This window comes from Streptomyces hoynatensis, assembly GCF_003626535.1.
Taxonomy (GTDB): Bacteria; Actinomycetota; Actinomycetes; order Streptomycetales; family Streptomycetaceae; genus Streptomyces; species Streptomyces hoynatensis.
Genome location: NZ_RBAL01000002.1, coordinates 1 through 14,696, shown reverse-complemented (window position 1 = coordinate 14,696; position 14,696 = coordinate 1). Strand labels below are relative to the sequence as shown.

The 14,696-nt window shown below is 71.8% G+C and carries 15 protein-coding genes and 2 pseudogenes; 6 read left to right on the top strand and 11 right to left on the bottom strand.

The genetic code is table 11. The features are described from left to right. Positions 1-104: 104 nt before the first annotated feature. A complete protein-coding gene (locus tag D7294_RS03495) occupies positions 105-779 on the top strand; it encodes a TetR/AcrR family transcriptional regulator (RefSeq protein ID WP_120675384.1) in 675 nt (224 codons plus the stop codon). A 5-nt stretch (positions 780-784) separates the two neighbouring features. After that, positions 785-1,762: a redoxin family protein gene (locus tag D7294_RS03490; protein WP_120675382.1), complete on the top strand. Its 978-nt coding sequence runs from the start codon at positions 785-787 to the stop codon at positions 1,760-1,762. Positions 1,763-1,962: 200 nt separating this feature from the next. Here D7294_RS03490 and D7294_RS03485 read toward each other — a convergent pair whose 3' ends face one another. Beyond that, on the bottom strand, positions 1,963-2,433 hold the full coding sequence (locus D7294_RS03485; RefSeq protein ID WP_120675380.1) for a hypothetical protein: 471 nt from the start codon (positions 2,431-2,433) through the stop codon (positions 1,963-1,965). Positions 2,434-2,670: 237 nt separating this feature from the next. On the opposite strand from D7294_RS03485, the gene D7294_RS03480 reads away from it, so the two are divergent. Both D7294_RS03480 and D7294_RS03475 read left to right on the top strand, forming a co-directional pair. Further along, positions 2,671-3,234 carry a YdeI/OmpD-associated family protein gene (locus D7294_RS03480; protein WP_174248273.1) on the top strand — a complete coding sequence of 188 codons (564 nt, stop codon included), beginning with the start codon at positions 2,671-2,673 and terminating at the stop codon, positions 3,232-3,234. A gap of 284 nt (positions 3,235-3,518) precedes the next feature. Next, complete coding sequence (locus D7294_RS03475) at positions 3,519-5,237, top strand: acyltransferase (RefSeq protein WP_120675376.1); 1,719 nt, start codon at positions 3,519-3,521, stop codon at positions 5,235-5,237. Between the two features lie 235 nt (positions 5,238-5,472). On the opposite strand, the gene D7294_RS03470 is transcribed toward D7294_RS03475, so the two are convergent. The 8 genes from D7294_RS03470 to D7294_RS03430 form a co-directional block, all read right to left on the bottom strand. After that, positions 5,473-6,126: a hypothetical protein gene (locus D7294_RS03470; RefSeq protein ID WP_120675374.1), complete on the bottom strand. Its 654-nt coding sequence runs from the start codon at positions 6,124-6,126 to the stop codon at positions 5,473-5,475. Continuing rightward, the gene (locus D7294_RS03465; protein WP_120675372.1) at positions 6,123-6,725 is read right to left on the bottom strand and encodes a hypothetical protein; all 603 of its coding nucleotides are present in this window, start codon (positions 6,723-6,725) and stop codon (positions 6,123-6,125) included. The genes D7294_RS03470 and D7294_RS03465 overlap by 4 nt, the downstream gene beginning before the upstream one ends. Continuing rightward, complete coding sequence (locus D7294_RS03460; RefSeq protein WP_120675370.1) at positions 6,722-8,167, bottom strand: hypothetical protein; 1,446 nt, start codon at positions 8,165-8,167, stop codon at positions 6,722-6,724. Before D7294_RS03460 ends, D7294_RS03465 begins: the two co-directional genes overlap by 4 nt. Before the next feature lie 2 nt (positions 8,168-8,169). Beyond that, a complete protein-coding gene (locus tag D7294_RS03455; RefSeq protein ID WP_120675369.1) occupies positions 8,170-8,457 on the bottom strand; it encodes a hypothetical protein in 288 nt (95 codons plus the stop codon). Then, positions 8,458-8,784 carry a hypothetical protein gene (locus tag D7294_RS03450; RefSeq protein ID WP_120675368.1) on the bottom strand — a complete coding sequence of 109 codons (327 nt, stop codon included), beginning with the start codon at positions 8,782-8,784 and terminating at the stop codon, positions 8,458-8,460. Positions 8,785-8,872: 88 nt separating this feature from the next. After that, positions 8,873-9,868: an AraC-like ligand-binding domain-containing protein gene (locus D7294_RS03445; RefSeq protein ID WP_174248258.1), complete on the bottom strand. Its 996-nt coding sequence runs from the start codon at positions 9,866-9,868 to the stop codon at positions 8,873-8,875. Between the two features lie 359 nt (positions 9,869-10,227). Further along, positions 10,228-10,656 carry a hypothetical protein gene (locus tag D7294_RS03435; RefSeq protein WP_120675362.1) on the bottom strand — a complete coding sequence of 143 codons (429 nt, stop codon included), beginning with the start codon at positions 10,654-10,656 and terminating at the stop codon, positions 10,228-10,230. Positions 10,657-11,009: 353 nt separating this feature from the next. Then, a complete protein-coding gene (locus tag D7294_RS03430; RefSeq protein WP_120675360.1) occupies positions 11,010-11,588 on the bottom strand; it encodes a TetR/AcrR family transcriptional regulator in 579 nt (192 codons plus the stop codon). A gap of 88 nt (positions 11,589-11,676) precedes the next feature. On the opposite strand from D7294_RS03430, the gene D7294_RS03425 reads away from it, so the two are divergent. Further along, positions 11,677-12,558 (top strand): SDR family oxidoreductase, encoded by an 882-nt coding sequence (locus D7294_RS03425; RefSeq protein ID WP_120675358.1) that lies wholly within the window; start codon positions 11,677-11,679, stop codon positions 12,556-12,558. A 52-nt stretch (positions 12,559-12,610) separates the two neighbouring features. Here D7294_RS03425 and D7294_RS32810 read toward each other — a convergent pair. After that, positions 12,611-12,802: pseudogene (locus D7294_RS32810) on the bottom strand (hypothetical protein); the annotation flags it as partial. Between the two features lie 2 nt (positions 12,803-12,804). On the opposite strand from D7294_RS32810, the pseudogene D7294_RS03415 reads away from it, so the two are divergent. Beyond that, positions 12,805-13,517, top strand: a pseudogene (locus tag D7294_RS03415) (site-specific integrase); the annotation flags it as partial. Positions 13,518-13,793: 276 nt separating this feature from the next. Here the strand turns inward: D7294_RS03415 and D7294_RS31510 are convergent. Beyond that, entirely contained in the window at positions 13,794-14,366 is a 573-nt protein-coding gene (locus tag D7294_RS31510) for a hypothetical protein (RefSeq protein WP_147450763.1), read from the bottom strand. Between the last annotated feature and the right edge of the window lie 330 nt (positions 14,367-14,696).

The window sequence follows — 14,696 nt, the reverse complement described above, 5'->3', positions numbered from 1 at the left end:
AACTCCTTCGGAAGAGAACGAAACGATACGTAGCGTTTCACCGGCGCCGCGCGACAGTAGCACGCCTTGACCCGCGAATGAAACGGTCCGTATCGTTCTCGCCCATGGCGCTCGTCTTCTCCTCCGGCTCACCGGCCGGCGGGCCGCGTTCCGCCCCGCAGATCCTCGGCGCGGCGCGGGAGGTCCTGTCCGCGCAGGGATACGCGGCGCTGACCATCGAGGCCGTCGCGGCGGCTGCGGGCGTCGGGAAATCGACCATCTACCGCTGGTGGCCCAGCAAGGAGGCACTCGTCGCCGACGCACTCGCCGAGATCTTCCGCGCCGAGGAGATTCCCGACCTGGGCGATACGCGCGCCGAACTGCGCCACGCCGTCGACATGACCATCGACAACTACGCCAACGAGGACATGGCGGCCTCGCTGCCCGCACTCGCCGCCGGTCTCCTCCACCACCCGGAACTCCTGGCCAGGTTCCGGGAGTCCTTCCTGTCCCGCAAGCGGGAGAACATCGCCGCGGCGCTGCGCCGCGGGGTTCGGCGCGGCGATCTGCCGGACGACCTGGACACCGACCTCGTCCAGGACGTCTGGGCCGGCACCATCGTCTACCGGCGGCTGATGACCGGCGCGCCCCTCGACGCCGACCTCGCCGAACGCCTCGTCCGGCTCGTCCTCCACAGCCCTCCCCTGCGCGCGCCCCGCGAAGAGGCCGCCCCCGGCGGGGCGTCCCCGTCCCGGCTTGACCCTGCCCCCGAGGGCAAGGTCCGGCGTTCTCCGGGGTGAGAGGCATGCGGATCAGTGCGCTTGCGCGCCGGGCGGGCGTGACGACGAAGGCGGTGCGCTCCTGCGAATCGCTGGGCCTGCTCACGCCCGGGCGGCTGCCCAACGGCTACCGGGACTACAGCGAGCACGACGTCCGGCTCACCCGGGAGATCCGGGCGCCCGGCCGCCTCGGCATTCCCGTCGAGCGCACCCGCCCCTTCCTGGAGTGCCTCACGGCCGGCCATCGGCACGCGGACGACTGTCCGGCCTCGCCGGCCGGGTACCGGGACGCGATCGACGAACTCACCCGGCGGATCGAGGGGCTGACCGCCCGCCGGGCGGCGCCGGCCGCCCAGCTGCATCACGCCGCCCACCGCGGCAGCCACGTCCCACCGGCCGGCGAAGGAGCAGAACCGATGACCGACGACACGAGCGTGCCCGCCGGCCTGCCCGTCCCCGAGGACGACGGCGCCGCGGCTCACCTGCCCGGCGCGAGGCTGCCGCGGCTGACGCTCCGGAGCACCGGCGGCACGGCCTTCCGCCTCGACGCGCTCGGCAGCGGCCGGACGGTCGTCTACGTCTACCCGCTCACCCGGCGCCCGGGCATCGACCTGCCCGAGGGCTGGGACTCGATCCCGGGGGCGCGCGGCTGCACCCCCGAGGCATGCGGCTTCCGCGACCACCACCGGGATCTCCTCGCCGCCGGCGCGCAGGGCGTGTTCGGCCTGTCGAGCCAGGACACCGACTACCAGCGTGAGGTCGTCGAGCGGCTCCACCTGCCGTTCCAGATGCTCTCCGACCCGGCGCGGAGCCTGGTGCAAGAACTCGGCCTGCCCACGTTCGAGGCCGGCGGGCTGACGCTCTACAAGCGGCTGACCCTGATCATTCGTGACGGCGTGGTCGAGCACGTCTTCTACCCCGTCTTCCCGCCGCACGAGCACGCCTGGCAGGTGCTGACCTGGCTGCGGGACCACCCCCTTGAGGGGCCGGCACTCCGCGCCTGACGCCGCCTGGCGCGCGGGCGGGTCGGCCCGGCGCCCTCTTCTCCGTCCTGATGGGCGAGGACGTCGGGGCCAGGCGCTCCTTCATCCAGCGCAACGCCAAGGACGTGCGCTTCCTCGACATCTGACCGCGCCGGCCCGGGGCCCCGCCCGTCAGGAGCCCTGCACGCCGGCGCCGGCCGGGTTCCGCGGCCGGCCGGTGGTCACCGCACGTCCTTCTCCGCGGAGAGCTGCTCGACCCGCCGGACGGAGCGGCGCAGGTCCCGGCCGAAGTAGAAGCCGCCGAAGAGGCGCAGCAGCGGCTCGAAGAGCCTGCCCACGAACGTCGTCGGAACGCGATGGATGTGCAGGTCGATCCGGGTGCGTGCGCCGTCCGCCTCGGCGGTGAGCCGGTACAGCCAGTAGCTCCCCGCGCCGAACGCGTTGCTGTCGGTCACGTCCAGGCGGACCTCTTCCGGCGACCACTCGTACCGGTAGCGCTGCCAGATCCCCGAGGCCCTGGTTCCCTCCGTGACGTCGGCCCAGGAGTCGCCCCTGTCGTGGACCACCACCCGCCCGGTGCTGTTGCCCCAGACCTTCGCCCGGTCCTGGCCGAAGTCGGTGAGGGCGCCGACGAAGGCGGCGGGCGGAAACCCGCCGGTGACCGAGACGCGCACGTCGCCCATGTGCTCCATGCCTTTCTTCGTGGGCTGGGGCGCCGGGGCGCCAACGGGCCTGAACCGGTGACTCCTTGCGAAGGCCGCCAGGCTCGCAGCCCCGGCGGGCCCCGTCAAGACGGGCCCCGTCAAGACGCCCGCGCACCGGCCGCGTCGCCCCCGCCGAGCCCGGGAACGCCGCCGCCACTCACCGTCGCGGAGCTCAGGGGCCCGGCAATCGGCCGGGTGTGGTTCGATGCCGGGGTGACCCAGGACATGGAGATCGTCACATTCGAAACCGCCGGGGCCTTCGAGGCGTGGCTCGGCGAGAACCATGCTGTCTCGCCCGGCGTCTGGCTCAAGCTCCGCAAAAAGGCTCCCGGAATCGTCGCGCTGGACTACGCCCAGGCGCTCGACGTGGCCCTCTGCTACGGCTGGATCGACGGCCGGAAGGCCGCGTTCGATGACCGGTGGTGGCTCCAGCGGTTCACCCCGCGCAGGCCGCGCAGCAAGTGGTCAAAGATCAACCGGGACAAGGCGGTTGCCCTGATGGAACAGGGCCGGATGCGCCCAGCGGGGCAGGCCGAGGTCGACCGCGCCATGGCGGACGGCCGCTGGGAGGCGGCCTACGACGGCGCGAAGACCGCCACGGTGCCGGACGACCTCGCGGCTGCCCTGGCAGCCGACCCGGCCGCGGCGGCGTTCTTCGAGACGCTGGACCGGCAGAACCGCTACGCCATCCTGTACCGGGTCCAGGATGCCAAGAAGGCCGATACCCGGGCGCGCCGGATCGAGAAGTACGTGGCGATGCTGGCGAAGGGCGAGAAGCTGCGCCCCTAGGCCGCGTGCCGAGCCGGGCTTCAAAACGCCCGTGCCCCGGCAGCGGCCACCGGATACCCTCACCGAACGTGACGCATCCCAGAGGCCCCGACCAGGCGCACCGCTCAAGTTCGAAGACCCTGGACAGAGGCGAACTCCGCACTCGCACGCCGCGTCGAAGCCCGGCGTGGGGACCGGCGCGTCCCCATTCCTGCTCCCAGGCCCGTGCCTCGCTCGCCGGCCGGCGGGCCCCGGCCGCCCGGCGGCCGAGCGCCTGACTCCCCCTTTGCCCACCAGGAAGCGACATGCACCATCCCGACGACGACCCGAAACTCCTCGACTACAACGCCTGGCTGTTCCAGGAACACGCCGACGAGAGCCAACGGCAGGCGCAGCGCGAACGCCAGGATGCGCTCGTGCGGCGGTGCCAGGCGACCATCGGCCCCCGCACGTTCATCTCGGAGCTCGCGATGGTCGCTCCGACCAGCCTGCGGCTGGGAGCCGACTCCTACATCGCCGCCCACGCCTACGTCACCGGCACCGTCCACACGGGCGACGACTGCACCATCAACGCCTTCTCCGTGGTCCGCGGCACCGTCACCATGGGCAACGCGGTCCGTATCGGCGCCCACACCTCCATCCTCGGTTTCAACCACTCGATGGCCCCGGACCGCCCCGTCTTCCGGCAGGCGGGCACCGAACGCGGCATCACCATCGGGGACGACGTGTGGATAGGCTCCAACGCCGTACTCCTCGACGGGGTCACCGTGGGTTCGCACGCGGTCATCGGGGCGGGCTCCGTGGTGACCAGGGACGTGCCGGACTGGGCGGTGGTCGGCGGGAATCCCGCGCGCGTCCTGCGCGACCGGCGCGTTCCCAAGCCTGCCGCCCGCGGCGACGGCAGCGTGGAGGCGGCACGCGGCCTGGCGGACCTGGCCCGGCGCGCCACGGCCCAGGCCCGCGCCCTCATCGCCCGCTGCTGGCAGCAGGACGCCCTCGCCCCCGACGGAACCCCGTCCGGCAGATACGTCGACGCCCCCGGCGCGCGTCCCACGCTGCGTGCCCACGCGGACGCCGTCGAGATTTCCCAGCTGCTCCTCGGGGAGCCGCCCGCCGAACTCCCGGCCAGGGAACACGTCCGCCGCCTGCGCCAGAACCAGGACCCCCGCACCGGGCTCACGCCCCTCCTCGACGAGGAAGGACGCCACGGCCCCGCGCCCAGCGGATACGCGGACGGCGCGCTCCACTACCACATCCTCAGCCTCGGCTACGCCCTCGACCTCCTCGGCTCCCGCTTCGCCCACCCGATCGTCGCGGTCGCGGACATGACCCCGCAGGAGATCGTGGACACCCTGAACGGCCAGCCATGGCAGGACATGGGCTGGGCCGCAGGCGCCGGAGTCGACTCCCTGAGCACCGCCCTGATGTGGAACCTGCTGCGGGAACCCCATCCGTCCCCGCACACGCTCACCCAGTGCGACACCCTCTTCGGCTGGCTCCACACCCACTGCCGCCCCGACAACGCGATGTGGACGGGTCCCCGCCCCCAGGACGGGCTGCTCCAGGTCGTCAACGGGTACTACCGCGCGGTCCGCGGCTCGTTCGCGCAGTTCGGCCTGCCCGTCCCCCATCCCGAGCAGGCCATCGACACGGTGCTGGAACACGCCGCGGACGTCCGGCACTTCGGGCCTGGCCTGACCACGGCCTGCAACGCGCTCGACGTCGCCCACCCGCTGTGGCTGGCCGGCCGTCAGACCGGCCACCGGCGCGCCGAGGCGGAGGAGTGGGCGCGGGCGCAGCTGGCCGGCATCCTCGAACAGTGGGTCGACGGGCAGGGCTTCCCCTTTCGCTTCCCCTCCCCGGGCGGCCCCGATCACCAGGATCAGCGCCCCGGCCTGCAGGGCACGGAGATGTGGCTGGCCGTTCTGTGGTACCTGGCCGACATCCTGGGCATGGCCGACTCGCTCGGCTACCGTCCCCGAGGCGTGCACCGGCCCGAGCCCGCCCTCAGCCTGCCGCGTTGAGGGGCACGCCCCTTGCGGCGCGGCGCAAGCCCCGGCCCGTCCGCCCGGGCCGGGGCGCCTGCCTCGGCGCCGCCCTCGCCGTGCGGCCCACGGCTCCCCCGCCCGGGCCGCGACCGCGGCGTACCCCGGCTGGTTTCCGACGGGGCCGGCGGCGAGCGCGGCCACGTTTCGGCGCCGCCGTGCTGCCGCCGTGCCTGAGCAGGCCGGCGCGGGCCGGCGAAGGTGCCGCGGGCGGTCAGCGCCGCCCGGGGTCCAGGACCGGCCGCGGTGCCTCCTCGCCCGAGCCGCGCGGCACCAGCGTCAGCGACGCGGCCACGGCATCGGCCAGCTCCACCATCCCGGGCACGGAGTCCTGCGCCCACAGGGCGGTCAGCATGAGGATGTCCTCGCCCAACTCCCCGGGCAGCACCCAGTAGTTCACGGACTCCAGCGCCGTCTGCCCCCCGAAGCCCGTGTCGGCCAGGATGGCCTGGTGCAGCCGGCAGGCGCGGCCCGCGGGCAGTTCGACGGCGGCGAGGTGATCCGCCTGGAGGTAGGAGATGCCCGGCCCTTCCACCGGCACCCGCTGCCGCTCCATCACCGCCGCCACCGTGCGTGCGTGGTCGGGGGCGTACCGCTGGACCTGGATGCTGGCGGGCACCGCCGGCGGCGCCTCGCGCCGCACCTGCGGCACATACGCCACCACCGGCTCGGTCCCGGCCTCCGCCGCCTGCGCCCAGCTGTCCGTCAGCTCCCGGTAGATCTCCCGCGCGTACCGTCTGCCCCGCCGGCCGCCCCGGTCCGCCACCCGCCGGGCGATCCGCTCGGCCGCCTCCGGCAGGTCGCGCACGTCCAGCCACTGCCACTCCCCGCCGCCGGGGTAGTCGAACGTGGGCACCCACTCGGTCATCTCGGCTCCCTTGTGATCCGCAACGAGGCGGCCATCGCGTCGGCCGTGGCCGCCATGTCGGCGCCGATGGCCAGGCTGGACCAGGTCACGGAGAACATGAAGATACCCTCGGGGCACTCGGGAGGCAGGACGAAGTGGTCGAGGTGCTCGGTCATGAACCGCCGTCCGTCGTCGCCCCGGTCGTGGAGCACCACCTCGTGCAGCCGGCAGGCCGGACCCGCGGGCAGCTCCACGACCGTGATCCCCGGCTCGCCGAACCGGTAGGGCTGCGGGCGGCCCACCTCGGCGAGGACCGTCTCCATCGAGCGCTCCGCCGGGGACCAGCGGCGCCCCTCGACATAGGCGCTGACCGGTATCAGGGGCCTGGTGGCCGGCGGCACGGGCGGCACGTACACCGCAACGGGGGCGGCGTCCCGTTCGCCCATGTTCTCCCGGATTGCCTTCAGCTCCGGGTACACCGCCTCCGCGTACTCCGGCATGCCCTCGCCGTCCCGTTCGGCGATCTCCCGCGCGGCGCGTTCGGCACCGTCCGGATCGTTCACCGCGAGCTGGAGCCAGCCGGTTCCGGGAAGGTCGAACGAACGAATCCACCTGGTCACCGGGCGGCCGCCTCGCTCTCCTGGTAGGAGAAGGCGCCGACCTCGGCGGCCTCGGCCGGCCAGGGGCTCTCCATGTTCAGGGAGAGGCCGGGCAGTTCGGAGAACGGGATGCTGTCCGGCACGTTGAAGTCGGGCATCCAGTTGTCGTCCAGCGTGGCCAGGGTCGAGGCGGTGCCCGCGAGCACGCCGCCCAGCTCGGCCATGGCCGCGCGCTGGGCGGCCTGCCCCGCCGCGCCCGCGGCGGCGGAGGCCGCGGAGCCCATGTCGGTCAGGCCCGCCATCTGACGAGGGGTGGTGGCGAGGGACCAGTTGCCCGCGCCGAAGGGCGCCCGCAGGCTGCTCGCCAGGTCGGGGCCGACATTGCGGAAGGCGTACCTGGTCCAGCCCAGGGCCCCCGGCGTGACCGAGCGGCCGAAGATGCTCACCGACTGCCCGGCCAGCCCGGCGGCCTCCTGGGCGGCGTTCCTGGCGCCAAGCGCGGCGCTCGGCGTCAACCCCAGACGCCTGAGCTCCGCGACCTTCTGCGCGGGGGAAAGGCCGGGCGGAAGGCTGCGCCTCGCGTTCTGGAACACGCTGAACGCCCCCCGGCCCCGCGCCGTGCGGGCCGCGGCCCCGGCGGCGCGGCCGAGGCCGAAGGTCAGCAGGCCGACGGAGTCCAGCAGGACGCCCCGCCAGTCGCCCCGGAGCAGGTTCACCATCAGGGACAGGGCGGTCGCGATCGTGGCGATGGCGCCCAGGGCCTGCCCCAGGACGGGGACCCAGCACAGCGCCAGCGAGGCCAGGCCCGCGAGCATCGCGATCTGGCCGGCGACCTCCCCGACGGCGTCCAGCCAGTGGGACAACGACAGGAGGTGGCCGTGCCGGTCCCACCAGCTGTCCTTGAGCCCGTCGTGGCCGATGAAGTCCCCGATCGCGTCCGCCGCGCGCTGCGCCGCGACGTCCTTCTCCTCGATCAGCTCGGCGAGCCGGGCCCGCAGCCGCTCCAGCTCCCCCCGGGCTGACTCCAACTGCCCCTGCAACGCGGCGTGCTGGTCGTGCGTGTCGGACTCCTCGTCCTCCGCCGCCTCCGCCCTCGGGCCCACGCTGTCGATCTCGTCCTGGACCTGCCGCGCCTGCCGCAGCAGGTCCAGGCTCTCCTCCTGGACGTCCTGCAGCACCGGCCAGTACCCGGCCAGCGCGTCTGCGGTGGCGTCGTAGCGGCCGTACGCCTTGAAGACGTTGCCCGACAGGTCGGCGGCCGTCTCCCGGAACGCCTCGCCCGCTTCCGACCGCCAGCCCTCCCGGCTGTCGGTCACCTCGCGCAGCAGGACCTGGGCCCGCTGGATGAAGTCGGCCGTGCGCCGGTACCGGGCCGCCGCCTCCTTCACCAGCTCCCAGTCGCCGTCGAACGGGTCGTCGCCGTCCTCGGTCAGCGGATGCCAGTCACCTGGGCGTGCGCTCACGCTCAGCCCTCCCCCTCCAGGGCGTTGACCAGCTCGGTCTCCAGCCCTTCGTAGGTCTCCCCGGCCGCATGCGCCTGTTCGGCGAGCTTCCTGAGGTTCTCCATCAGCCTGCCGCGGTGCACCCGCCAGTTGTCCGCGAACTGATTCAGCTCGTGCTTCAGATCGCCGTGGCAGACCTCGTCCGCGTAGTCCTCCGCGGTGCCCCCGGCATCCTCGAACTCGGCCGCGAGGAAACGCAGCTTGTCCCCGAGTTCCCGGACGTCGGCCACCGTGACGACAAGATCCGCCATCTACGACCACCTCGGCGTGTGGGTGAGGGCGTCGAACAACTCCACCTGCGCGTCGGCGATTTCCGGCAGCGGCGTGCTGAACGTCAGCACCAGCCAGGCGCCCGAGCGCGGCACCGGCACAAAGAAGTCGAGCACGGTGCTGGGGCGGTCGGCGGCCTGCCCCAGCTCCCTGGTGTCCTCCGCCGTCCCCTGCCGGCGGCAGCGGACGGCGGGCCCCGACGACCGCTCCCGTTGCTCCCGAACCCGCAGCGGGATGCGGAACCAGTCCTTCGGCGTGATCACGTGGTGGCGCGACGGCACCCCAGGCCGCCGCTCAGCCTGCCCCATCCGGTATGTCCTCTCCGTGCCAGGGGCGTTCATCGTGGCAGGGCACGACCGTCACGTCGTTGGCACAGAGCGAAGAGATCTTTGACAATCAGCGCATGCGCGCGTCGTTCCCGGATCGGAACTCGCTGGGCGCTGCCCCGTAGGCGGCGCGGAACGCCCGGCTGAAGTCCGCCGGGTGCCGGAACCCCCACCGGGCGGCGATCTCCCCGATCGTGCGGTGCCGCAGCCGGGGGTCGGCGAGGTCGGCCCGGCAGCGTTCGAGACGGCGCCTGCGGATCGTCGCCCCCACGGTCTCGGGCCGGTCCCGGAACAACTGGTGCAGGAGGCGCACCGAGACGTGGTGATGCGCGGCGATGGTGGCCGGCCGCAACTCCGGGTCGCCCAGGTGGTGTTCGATGAAGACGTCGATCCGCGCCAGCAGCGCCTGCCGCCGGGTCTCCGGGGAAAGCGCGTCCCGCGCGTCCAGCCGCCCGGCCAGGAACGTCGCGGCCAGGTCCCTCCCGACGGCGCTCAGCCTGGGCAGCTCCGCCGGTCCGCAGTGGGCGGCGTTCGCCAGCAGGCCGGCCAGATACTGCGTCAGGAGCGCCCCGGACCCGGCCCGGCCGGAGAAACGGCTGGCCAGCAGGCGGTCCACCTTGTCGGAAGGCAGCGGCAGGGAGGCCCTGGGTAACTGCATCAGGGTCAGCCGGATCGGCTGCCCCTGCTCCCGGTGTTCCCGGAACGCGCACTCCAGCGGGCGGGAGGTGTCGAACACCGCCATGTCACCGGCGCCGAGCCAGGTGAGACTGCGCCGCTGCTCCAGCCCGATCGAGCCCTCGTGGACCACGAACAGGTAGAAGTCCTCCGGGTCGTGGCGGCGGATGTGGGCGAGCGTCCGAACCGCCGACATCGCGGAGAAGTCAAACATCGACACCTTGGCGCCGGGAAGGGCGACGCTCTCGCACGTCCCACGGAAACGTTCCGGGTGCTCACTGCTGACGGACACGGGCATGACCTCCCGCCCGACCAGCTGCGCCCACCAGTCGAACCGGTCCGGCGCGGGGACGACGTCAGCGGATATGGACACCACACATGACTTGGACACCTCACGATGGTCCCGCACCGCGAGGGAACCTGACGACGGCCTGAGCCCAGGCTGATTCCGCGGTCCGCATCGCTCCCGTCGCCACCCCCACGCCCACCCGCGCCGTCGTCGCCGTCGTCGTCGCCGCCGCCGTCGTCGTGGTCGTCGCCATCGCCGTCGGGCCTCCCGCGCGGCCGGCGCGCAGCCGCTCGCGGGCATCCGTGGGCGCGCAGCCTCTCGCGGGCGTACGCGGGTGGCCGCTCGCGGGCGTGCGCGCGTAGCCGTCCTCAGGCATGCGCGGGTGGCCGCTCGCGGGCGTGCGCGCGTAGCCGTCCTCAGGCATGCGCGGGTGGCCGCTCGCGGGCGTGCCCCTTGTCCCGTCAGCTGCCGACGCCGAGGGCGGACAGGAAGACCAGGGTCAGGGTGGTCACCGCCAGCAGCCCGTGCACGGCGACCACGGCGACGGGGAAGTGCCGCTCGGCCGGAGCGGCCGGCCCGTCCTCCGCCGGGGCGGCGGCGGTGCCGGCGCGGTACAGCGGAATCCAGCGGGCCAGCATGGCGAATCCGAGCACGGCGACGGGCACGAGGAGGAGGAAGGCGGTCCACGCCACCCCCCTCTTGTCGACGACGAGGTAGACGATCCACACGGCAAGCCCGGCCACCGCCAGCACGACGTGCCCGAAGACCACGGGGACCGGCAGCCGCGTGCCGCTGCCGGTGCGGGCCGCGCCGCGCGCGAGCCAGGTGCCGAACAGGTAGGAGCCGCCGAGAGCGGTGATCACCCAGGTGATCAGTGCGGCGATGTCCATCGGAACTCCATGTGCGGGGAGGGGGCGGCCGCCGCGGGTCATCGGCGGCCGACATCGCTCGGATAACTCCGCAACGCTCCCCCTGGTGACGCCACCGACCCGGTGAGCGCGCGCACCGTGCCGCCCTGCCCCCAAGAGCCCCCACAGCCGCCGGGGCAGGCCGGACGCGGGTCCTCAACGCCCCTACAAGGGGGGCACCGCCACTCACCCGGCGACCAGTGGGTTCACTCGACGAAGGGCGTGACCACCGATTGCATCCCCGGACCCGGGCCATCCGCGCCGCGCGGGGGACGGGCGGTGAAGAGCCCACCGGCGCCGGGCCCGGGGCCGGCGACAGTCAGGCGGCATTCGTCTCAGCCCAGCGATGCGGTTGCCGCACGCAGGTCTTCCAGGGCCGCCAGCGCGTGTGACGCGAGCCCTTCCGCGTCGTCACCCCGGCTCTCGCACCACCGGGCATAGCCTCGCTTGAACGCGAGGACCCCCAACTCGCCCGCGAGATGCGCGGTCGGCTCCGGGACACCGCGGGCGACGAGCGCGGCTGTCATGGCGGCCGAGAGACCGACGCTCTTGAGGGCGTCGCGCTCCTGAAGTTCGGTGCTGGCCGCCACCGCCGCCTTGAGCCGGGGGCCGAGTTCGCGGTTCGCCGGCCCCATGGCGCTCGATGCCCGCTCGAGGCCGGCGGCCACCGCCTGCAGCGGGGTGGCGTCCGCCGGAGCCTCGGCGATGCCCTCGGCAAGCAGCCTGCTGAGCGTCTCCTGACCGGCGACCAGGAGCTCGCGCTTGTCGGGGAAGTGCCGGAAGAAGGTGCTCTTGGTCACGCCGGCGCGCTCGGCGATCTGCGCCACCGTGGTGGCGTCGTAACCCTGCTCCGCGAACAGGTCGACGGCTGCGGCGACGAGTCGCTGGGCGGCACCTGGTTGCCATCTGGCCATAGGACCAGGATAGGCGAGGGGACCATTGTCCCATCACCGTGCAGAGTCAGCGATGGGACCATCGTCCCATCACTTGCGAGGAGGGCTCATGCACGTCTTCATCACCGGCGGCACCGGCACCATCGGCTCCGCCGTCGTCGCCGAACTGCTCGGCAACGGGCACACCGTGCTCGCGCTGGCCCGCTCGGACGGCTCCGCGCAGGCCCTCCAGCGCGCGGGTGCCACGGTGCTGCGCGGAGACCTGGCGGACCTCGACGCCCTGCGGTCCGGCGCCGCGCAGTCCGACGGCGTGATCAGTCTGGCGTTCGGGCGCGACTACGGCAGTCCGGACGCGCTCGCGCGGGCCGTCGCCGAGGAGGGCGCCGCCCTGGACGCGCTGGGGCAGGAACTCCTCGGAAGCGACCGCCCGCTCCTCACCGTCTCGGGAACGCCCTGGGTGCCTGGACGCGCCTCCACCGAGGCCGACCCGCCGGCGACCGAAGGACCGGTGGGCGGCCGAGGCCGCTCGGTCCAGACGCTGCTTGACCTCGCCTCGCGCGGCCTGCGCAGCATGGCGGTCCGCATGCCGCGTACGGTCCACCACGAGGGCCGGGGCGGGTTCGCCGGCCTGCTGGCCGACGCGGCGCGCCGCACCGGGGTGGCCGGCTACCCCGGCGACGGCACCCAGCGCTGGCCGGCGGTGCACGCGCGGGACGCGGCGGTTCTCTTCCGCCTGGTCCTGGAGTCTGCGCCGGCCGGCACGTCCTGGCACGCCGTCGCCGACGAGGGCGACGCGGTGCGGGACATCGCCACCGTCATCGGCCGGCGCCTTGGCCTGCCGGTGGAGCAGGTCCCGCAGGAGACCTTCGGCCCGTTCGGCCCGATCTTCGCCATGGACCAGCCCGCCTCCAGCGACCACACCCGCAAAGCCCTCGGGTGGCGGCCGACCCACCCCAGCCTCCTCGACGACCTGGAAAACCTCCAGCCCTGACGTCCCGCAGGGCCAGACGGGAACCTCTATCGATCGAGCAGTTGCCGTTGTGAACGAGTACCGGCGTCTCGCCCGCCTGCACATAGTACGTATGCGTGCCCTCGACCGTGAGGTCGTAGGTGCGGGCGGTGGCGTGGTAGGTACGGGTGGCGGTCACCGTGGCTGTGGTGCCGTCGGGCGTGTGCAGTTGCGCGCCCGGGGGGAGGTTGGTGGCATCGGCCCAGCTGCGGGCGGCGGCGACCACGGAAGCACGCCGAGCGAGAAGATCAACCTCCCCGCAACGTCAACACAGCCACACCCCGCCCACGCCCCATCCCACCACTCACGGCGGCAGAGGCCCGTCAACCACCTCACACCGCCTATACGCACCGCCCGAACTCGCCCCACGCACCGGACTCCACAAAGGCGAACTCCTCGGCCTGCGCTGGGAAGACCTCGACCTCGACGCAGGCACCGCCGCCATCCGCCGCACCCTCCAGCGCACCAGCGCAGGCGGGCTCACCACGCTGCCCACCAAGACCCGAGCCTCCGAACGCCGCATCGCCCTCCCCACCGAATGCGTTCAAACGCTGAAGAACCACCGAGAACACCCGAGCGAAGAACGCTCCGCGGCCGGCACACAAAGGCAGGTCAACGGACTCATCTTCACCACACCGACCGGCGCCCCCATCGACCCAACCAACCTCACCCGACGATTCAACCGACTCCTCGACCGAGCAGGACTGCGGCGCATCCGCTTCCAGGACCTACGCCACACCACCGCCACCCTCCTCCTCGAACAAGGCGTCGACCTCGCCGTGATCAAAGGACTCCTCGGACATGCTGGCATAGGGGTCACGGCCGGCGTCTATGCACACGTCCGGCTCCGCCTCCAACATCAGGCCATCAACACCCTGAGCACTGCTCTCAGCGCCGCAGACAACGGCGATGCCCCATCGGCCACACCAGCCGTCCACTGACGTTGCCGTCAAACGGTGAAGGACCCCTCCTCGACACTCACGAGGAAAGGCTTCGCCGGATCAGTTTTAGAGCTCGTAACACGCTCTTGCTGAAGTGTCCTGGTCGGGCGTGACAGGTGGGGGGATTCGGCCGTTCGAGAAGGTGTGAGTACTCGGCCGTGGATCGTTTGCGGACCACACTTTTGGGTTGAATCATCAGGGCATCTGCGCCTGCGGCTACAACCGCCGCGCATCCCCAACCAGATCCTTCACACACCGCTCAACGAGCCAGAACAATTACCGTTTCGGATTAATATCCTCCACGACGTCTCCCTCAGCATCGCCAAGAATAGCGTGCCGCGTTGGACACCATCGGCTTGGAACGGCAAGTTGTGGATACGTCTGCACTACTTGGATATGCGAACCGAGCGCGTCACCGCTCTCGTTAAGGCACACCTCAAAACTTCGTTGCGGGTATTCGGATTTAAGCCTCCACCCCCAGGTCTCAACCAAAACTTGCGCCAACTCCCACGCCGCATCTTGGCTCAAGTCAAAGGACCCCCTGGACTGACGAAACAGATACATAGTCTCAAAAATATTGAAACTATCCACAGCCTGCTTCCAGGTCAAGGGCGCACTTTCACTCCGAGTGGGCACATAAATTCGCTCGGAAATATTTTTCTCGTCTTCACCCCACAGCGCCACGAAAACTGCGCCCTCAATTTCGAGTAGCTTTGGCCAGAAAAATGTCGAGTACATGAGGGCCTGCACCGGGTCACCTAGCTCGCCCGCATAGCTCACTGAATCGGCATAGCGCTCTTCCGGATAAGCCCTTTGCAGAATGTGCAAGACTTCATCTCTCTCAGCCACTTACTTCTCGCTTCTACTTCAGGGCAGGTAGCCCGGTGGAATATTTTCGGGCACTTGCGTCGCCGGATAGGCGAGTCCTCTTCCCCGCGGGTAGAACAGAGGCGGCGCCATACCCCCATGCATGCGTCCCTGCTCGCGGAAACGAGGTCCAGGTTCCCACCCGTGTGGATTCCGTGAGTTCGGAAGCCAGGCCTGATACTCAGTGGGCCTTTTCCAACCTGGTTGGGGGCAGGCGGGGTTGGGGTGAGGGCTGGATGCGGAGATGGGTGAAGCTCCTGGTAGATGGGTTGTCGACCAAGATCAACCTGTCCGCCCGGAGCTTCATGTGCT

Bases quoted from the DNA above. Each gene is read 5' to 3' on its own strand.
- D7294_RS03495 (WP_120675384.1), top strand. From the start codon at position 105: ATGGCGCTCGTCTTCTCCTCCGGCTCACCGGCCGGCGGGCCGCGTTCC.
- D7294_RS03490 (WP_120675382.1), top strand. From the start codon at position 785: ATGCGGATCAGTGCGCTTGCGCGCCGGGCGGGCGTGACGACGAAGGCG.
- D7294_RS03485 (WP_120675380.1), bottom strand. From the start codon at position 2,433: ATGGAGCACATGGGCGACGTGCGCGTCTCGGTCACCGGCGGGTTTCCG.
- D7294_RS03480 (WP_174248273.1), top strand. From the start codon at position 2,671: ATGGAGATCGTCACATTCGAAACCGCCGGGGCCTTCGAGGCGTGGCTC.
- D7294_RS03475 (WP_120675376.1), top strand. From the start codon at position 3,519: ATGCACCATCCCGACGACGACCCGAAACTCCTCGACTACAACGCCTGG.
- D7294_RS03470 (WP_120675374.1), bottom strand. From the start codon at position 6,126: ATGACCGAGTGGGTGCCCACGTTCGACTACCCCGGCGGCGGGGAGTGG.
- D7294_RS03455 (WP_120675369.1), bottom strand. From the start codon at position 8,457: ATGGCGGATCTTGTCGTCACGGTGGCCGACGTCCGGGAACTCGGGGAC.
- D7294_RS03450 (WP_120675368.1), bottom strand. From the start codon at position 8,784: ATGGGGCAGGCTGAGCGGCGGCCTGGGGTGCCGTCGCGCCACCACGTG.
- D7294_RS03435 (WP_120675362.1), bottom strand. From the start codon at position 10,656: ATGGACATCGCCGCACTGATCACCTGGGTGATCACCGCTCTCGGCGGC.
- D7294_RS03430 (WP_120675360.1), bottom strand. From the start codon at position 11,588: ATGGCCAGATGGCAACCAGGTGCCGCCCAGCGACTCGTCGCCGCAGCC.
- D7294_RS03425 (WP_120675358.1), top strand. From the start codon at position 11,677: ATGCACGTCTTCATCACCGGCGGCACCGGCACCATCGGCTCCGCCGTC.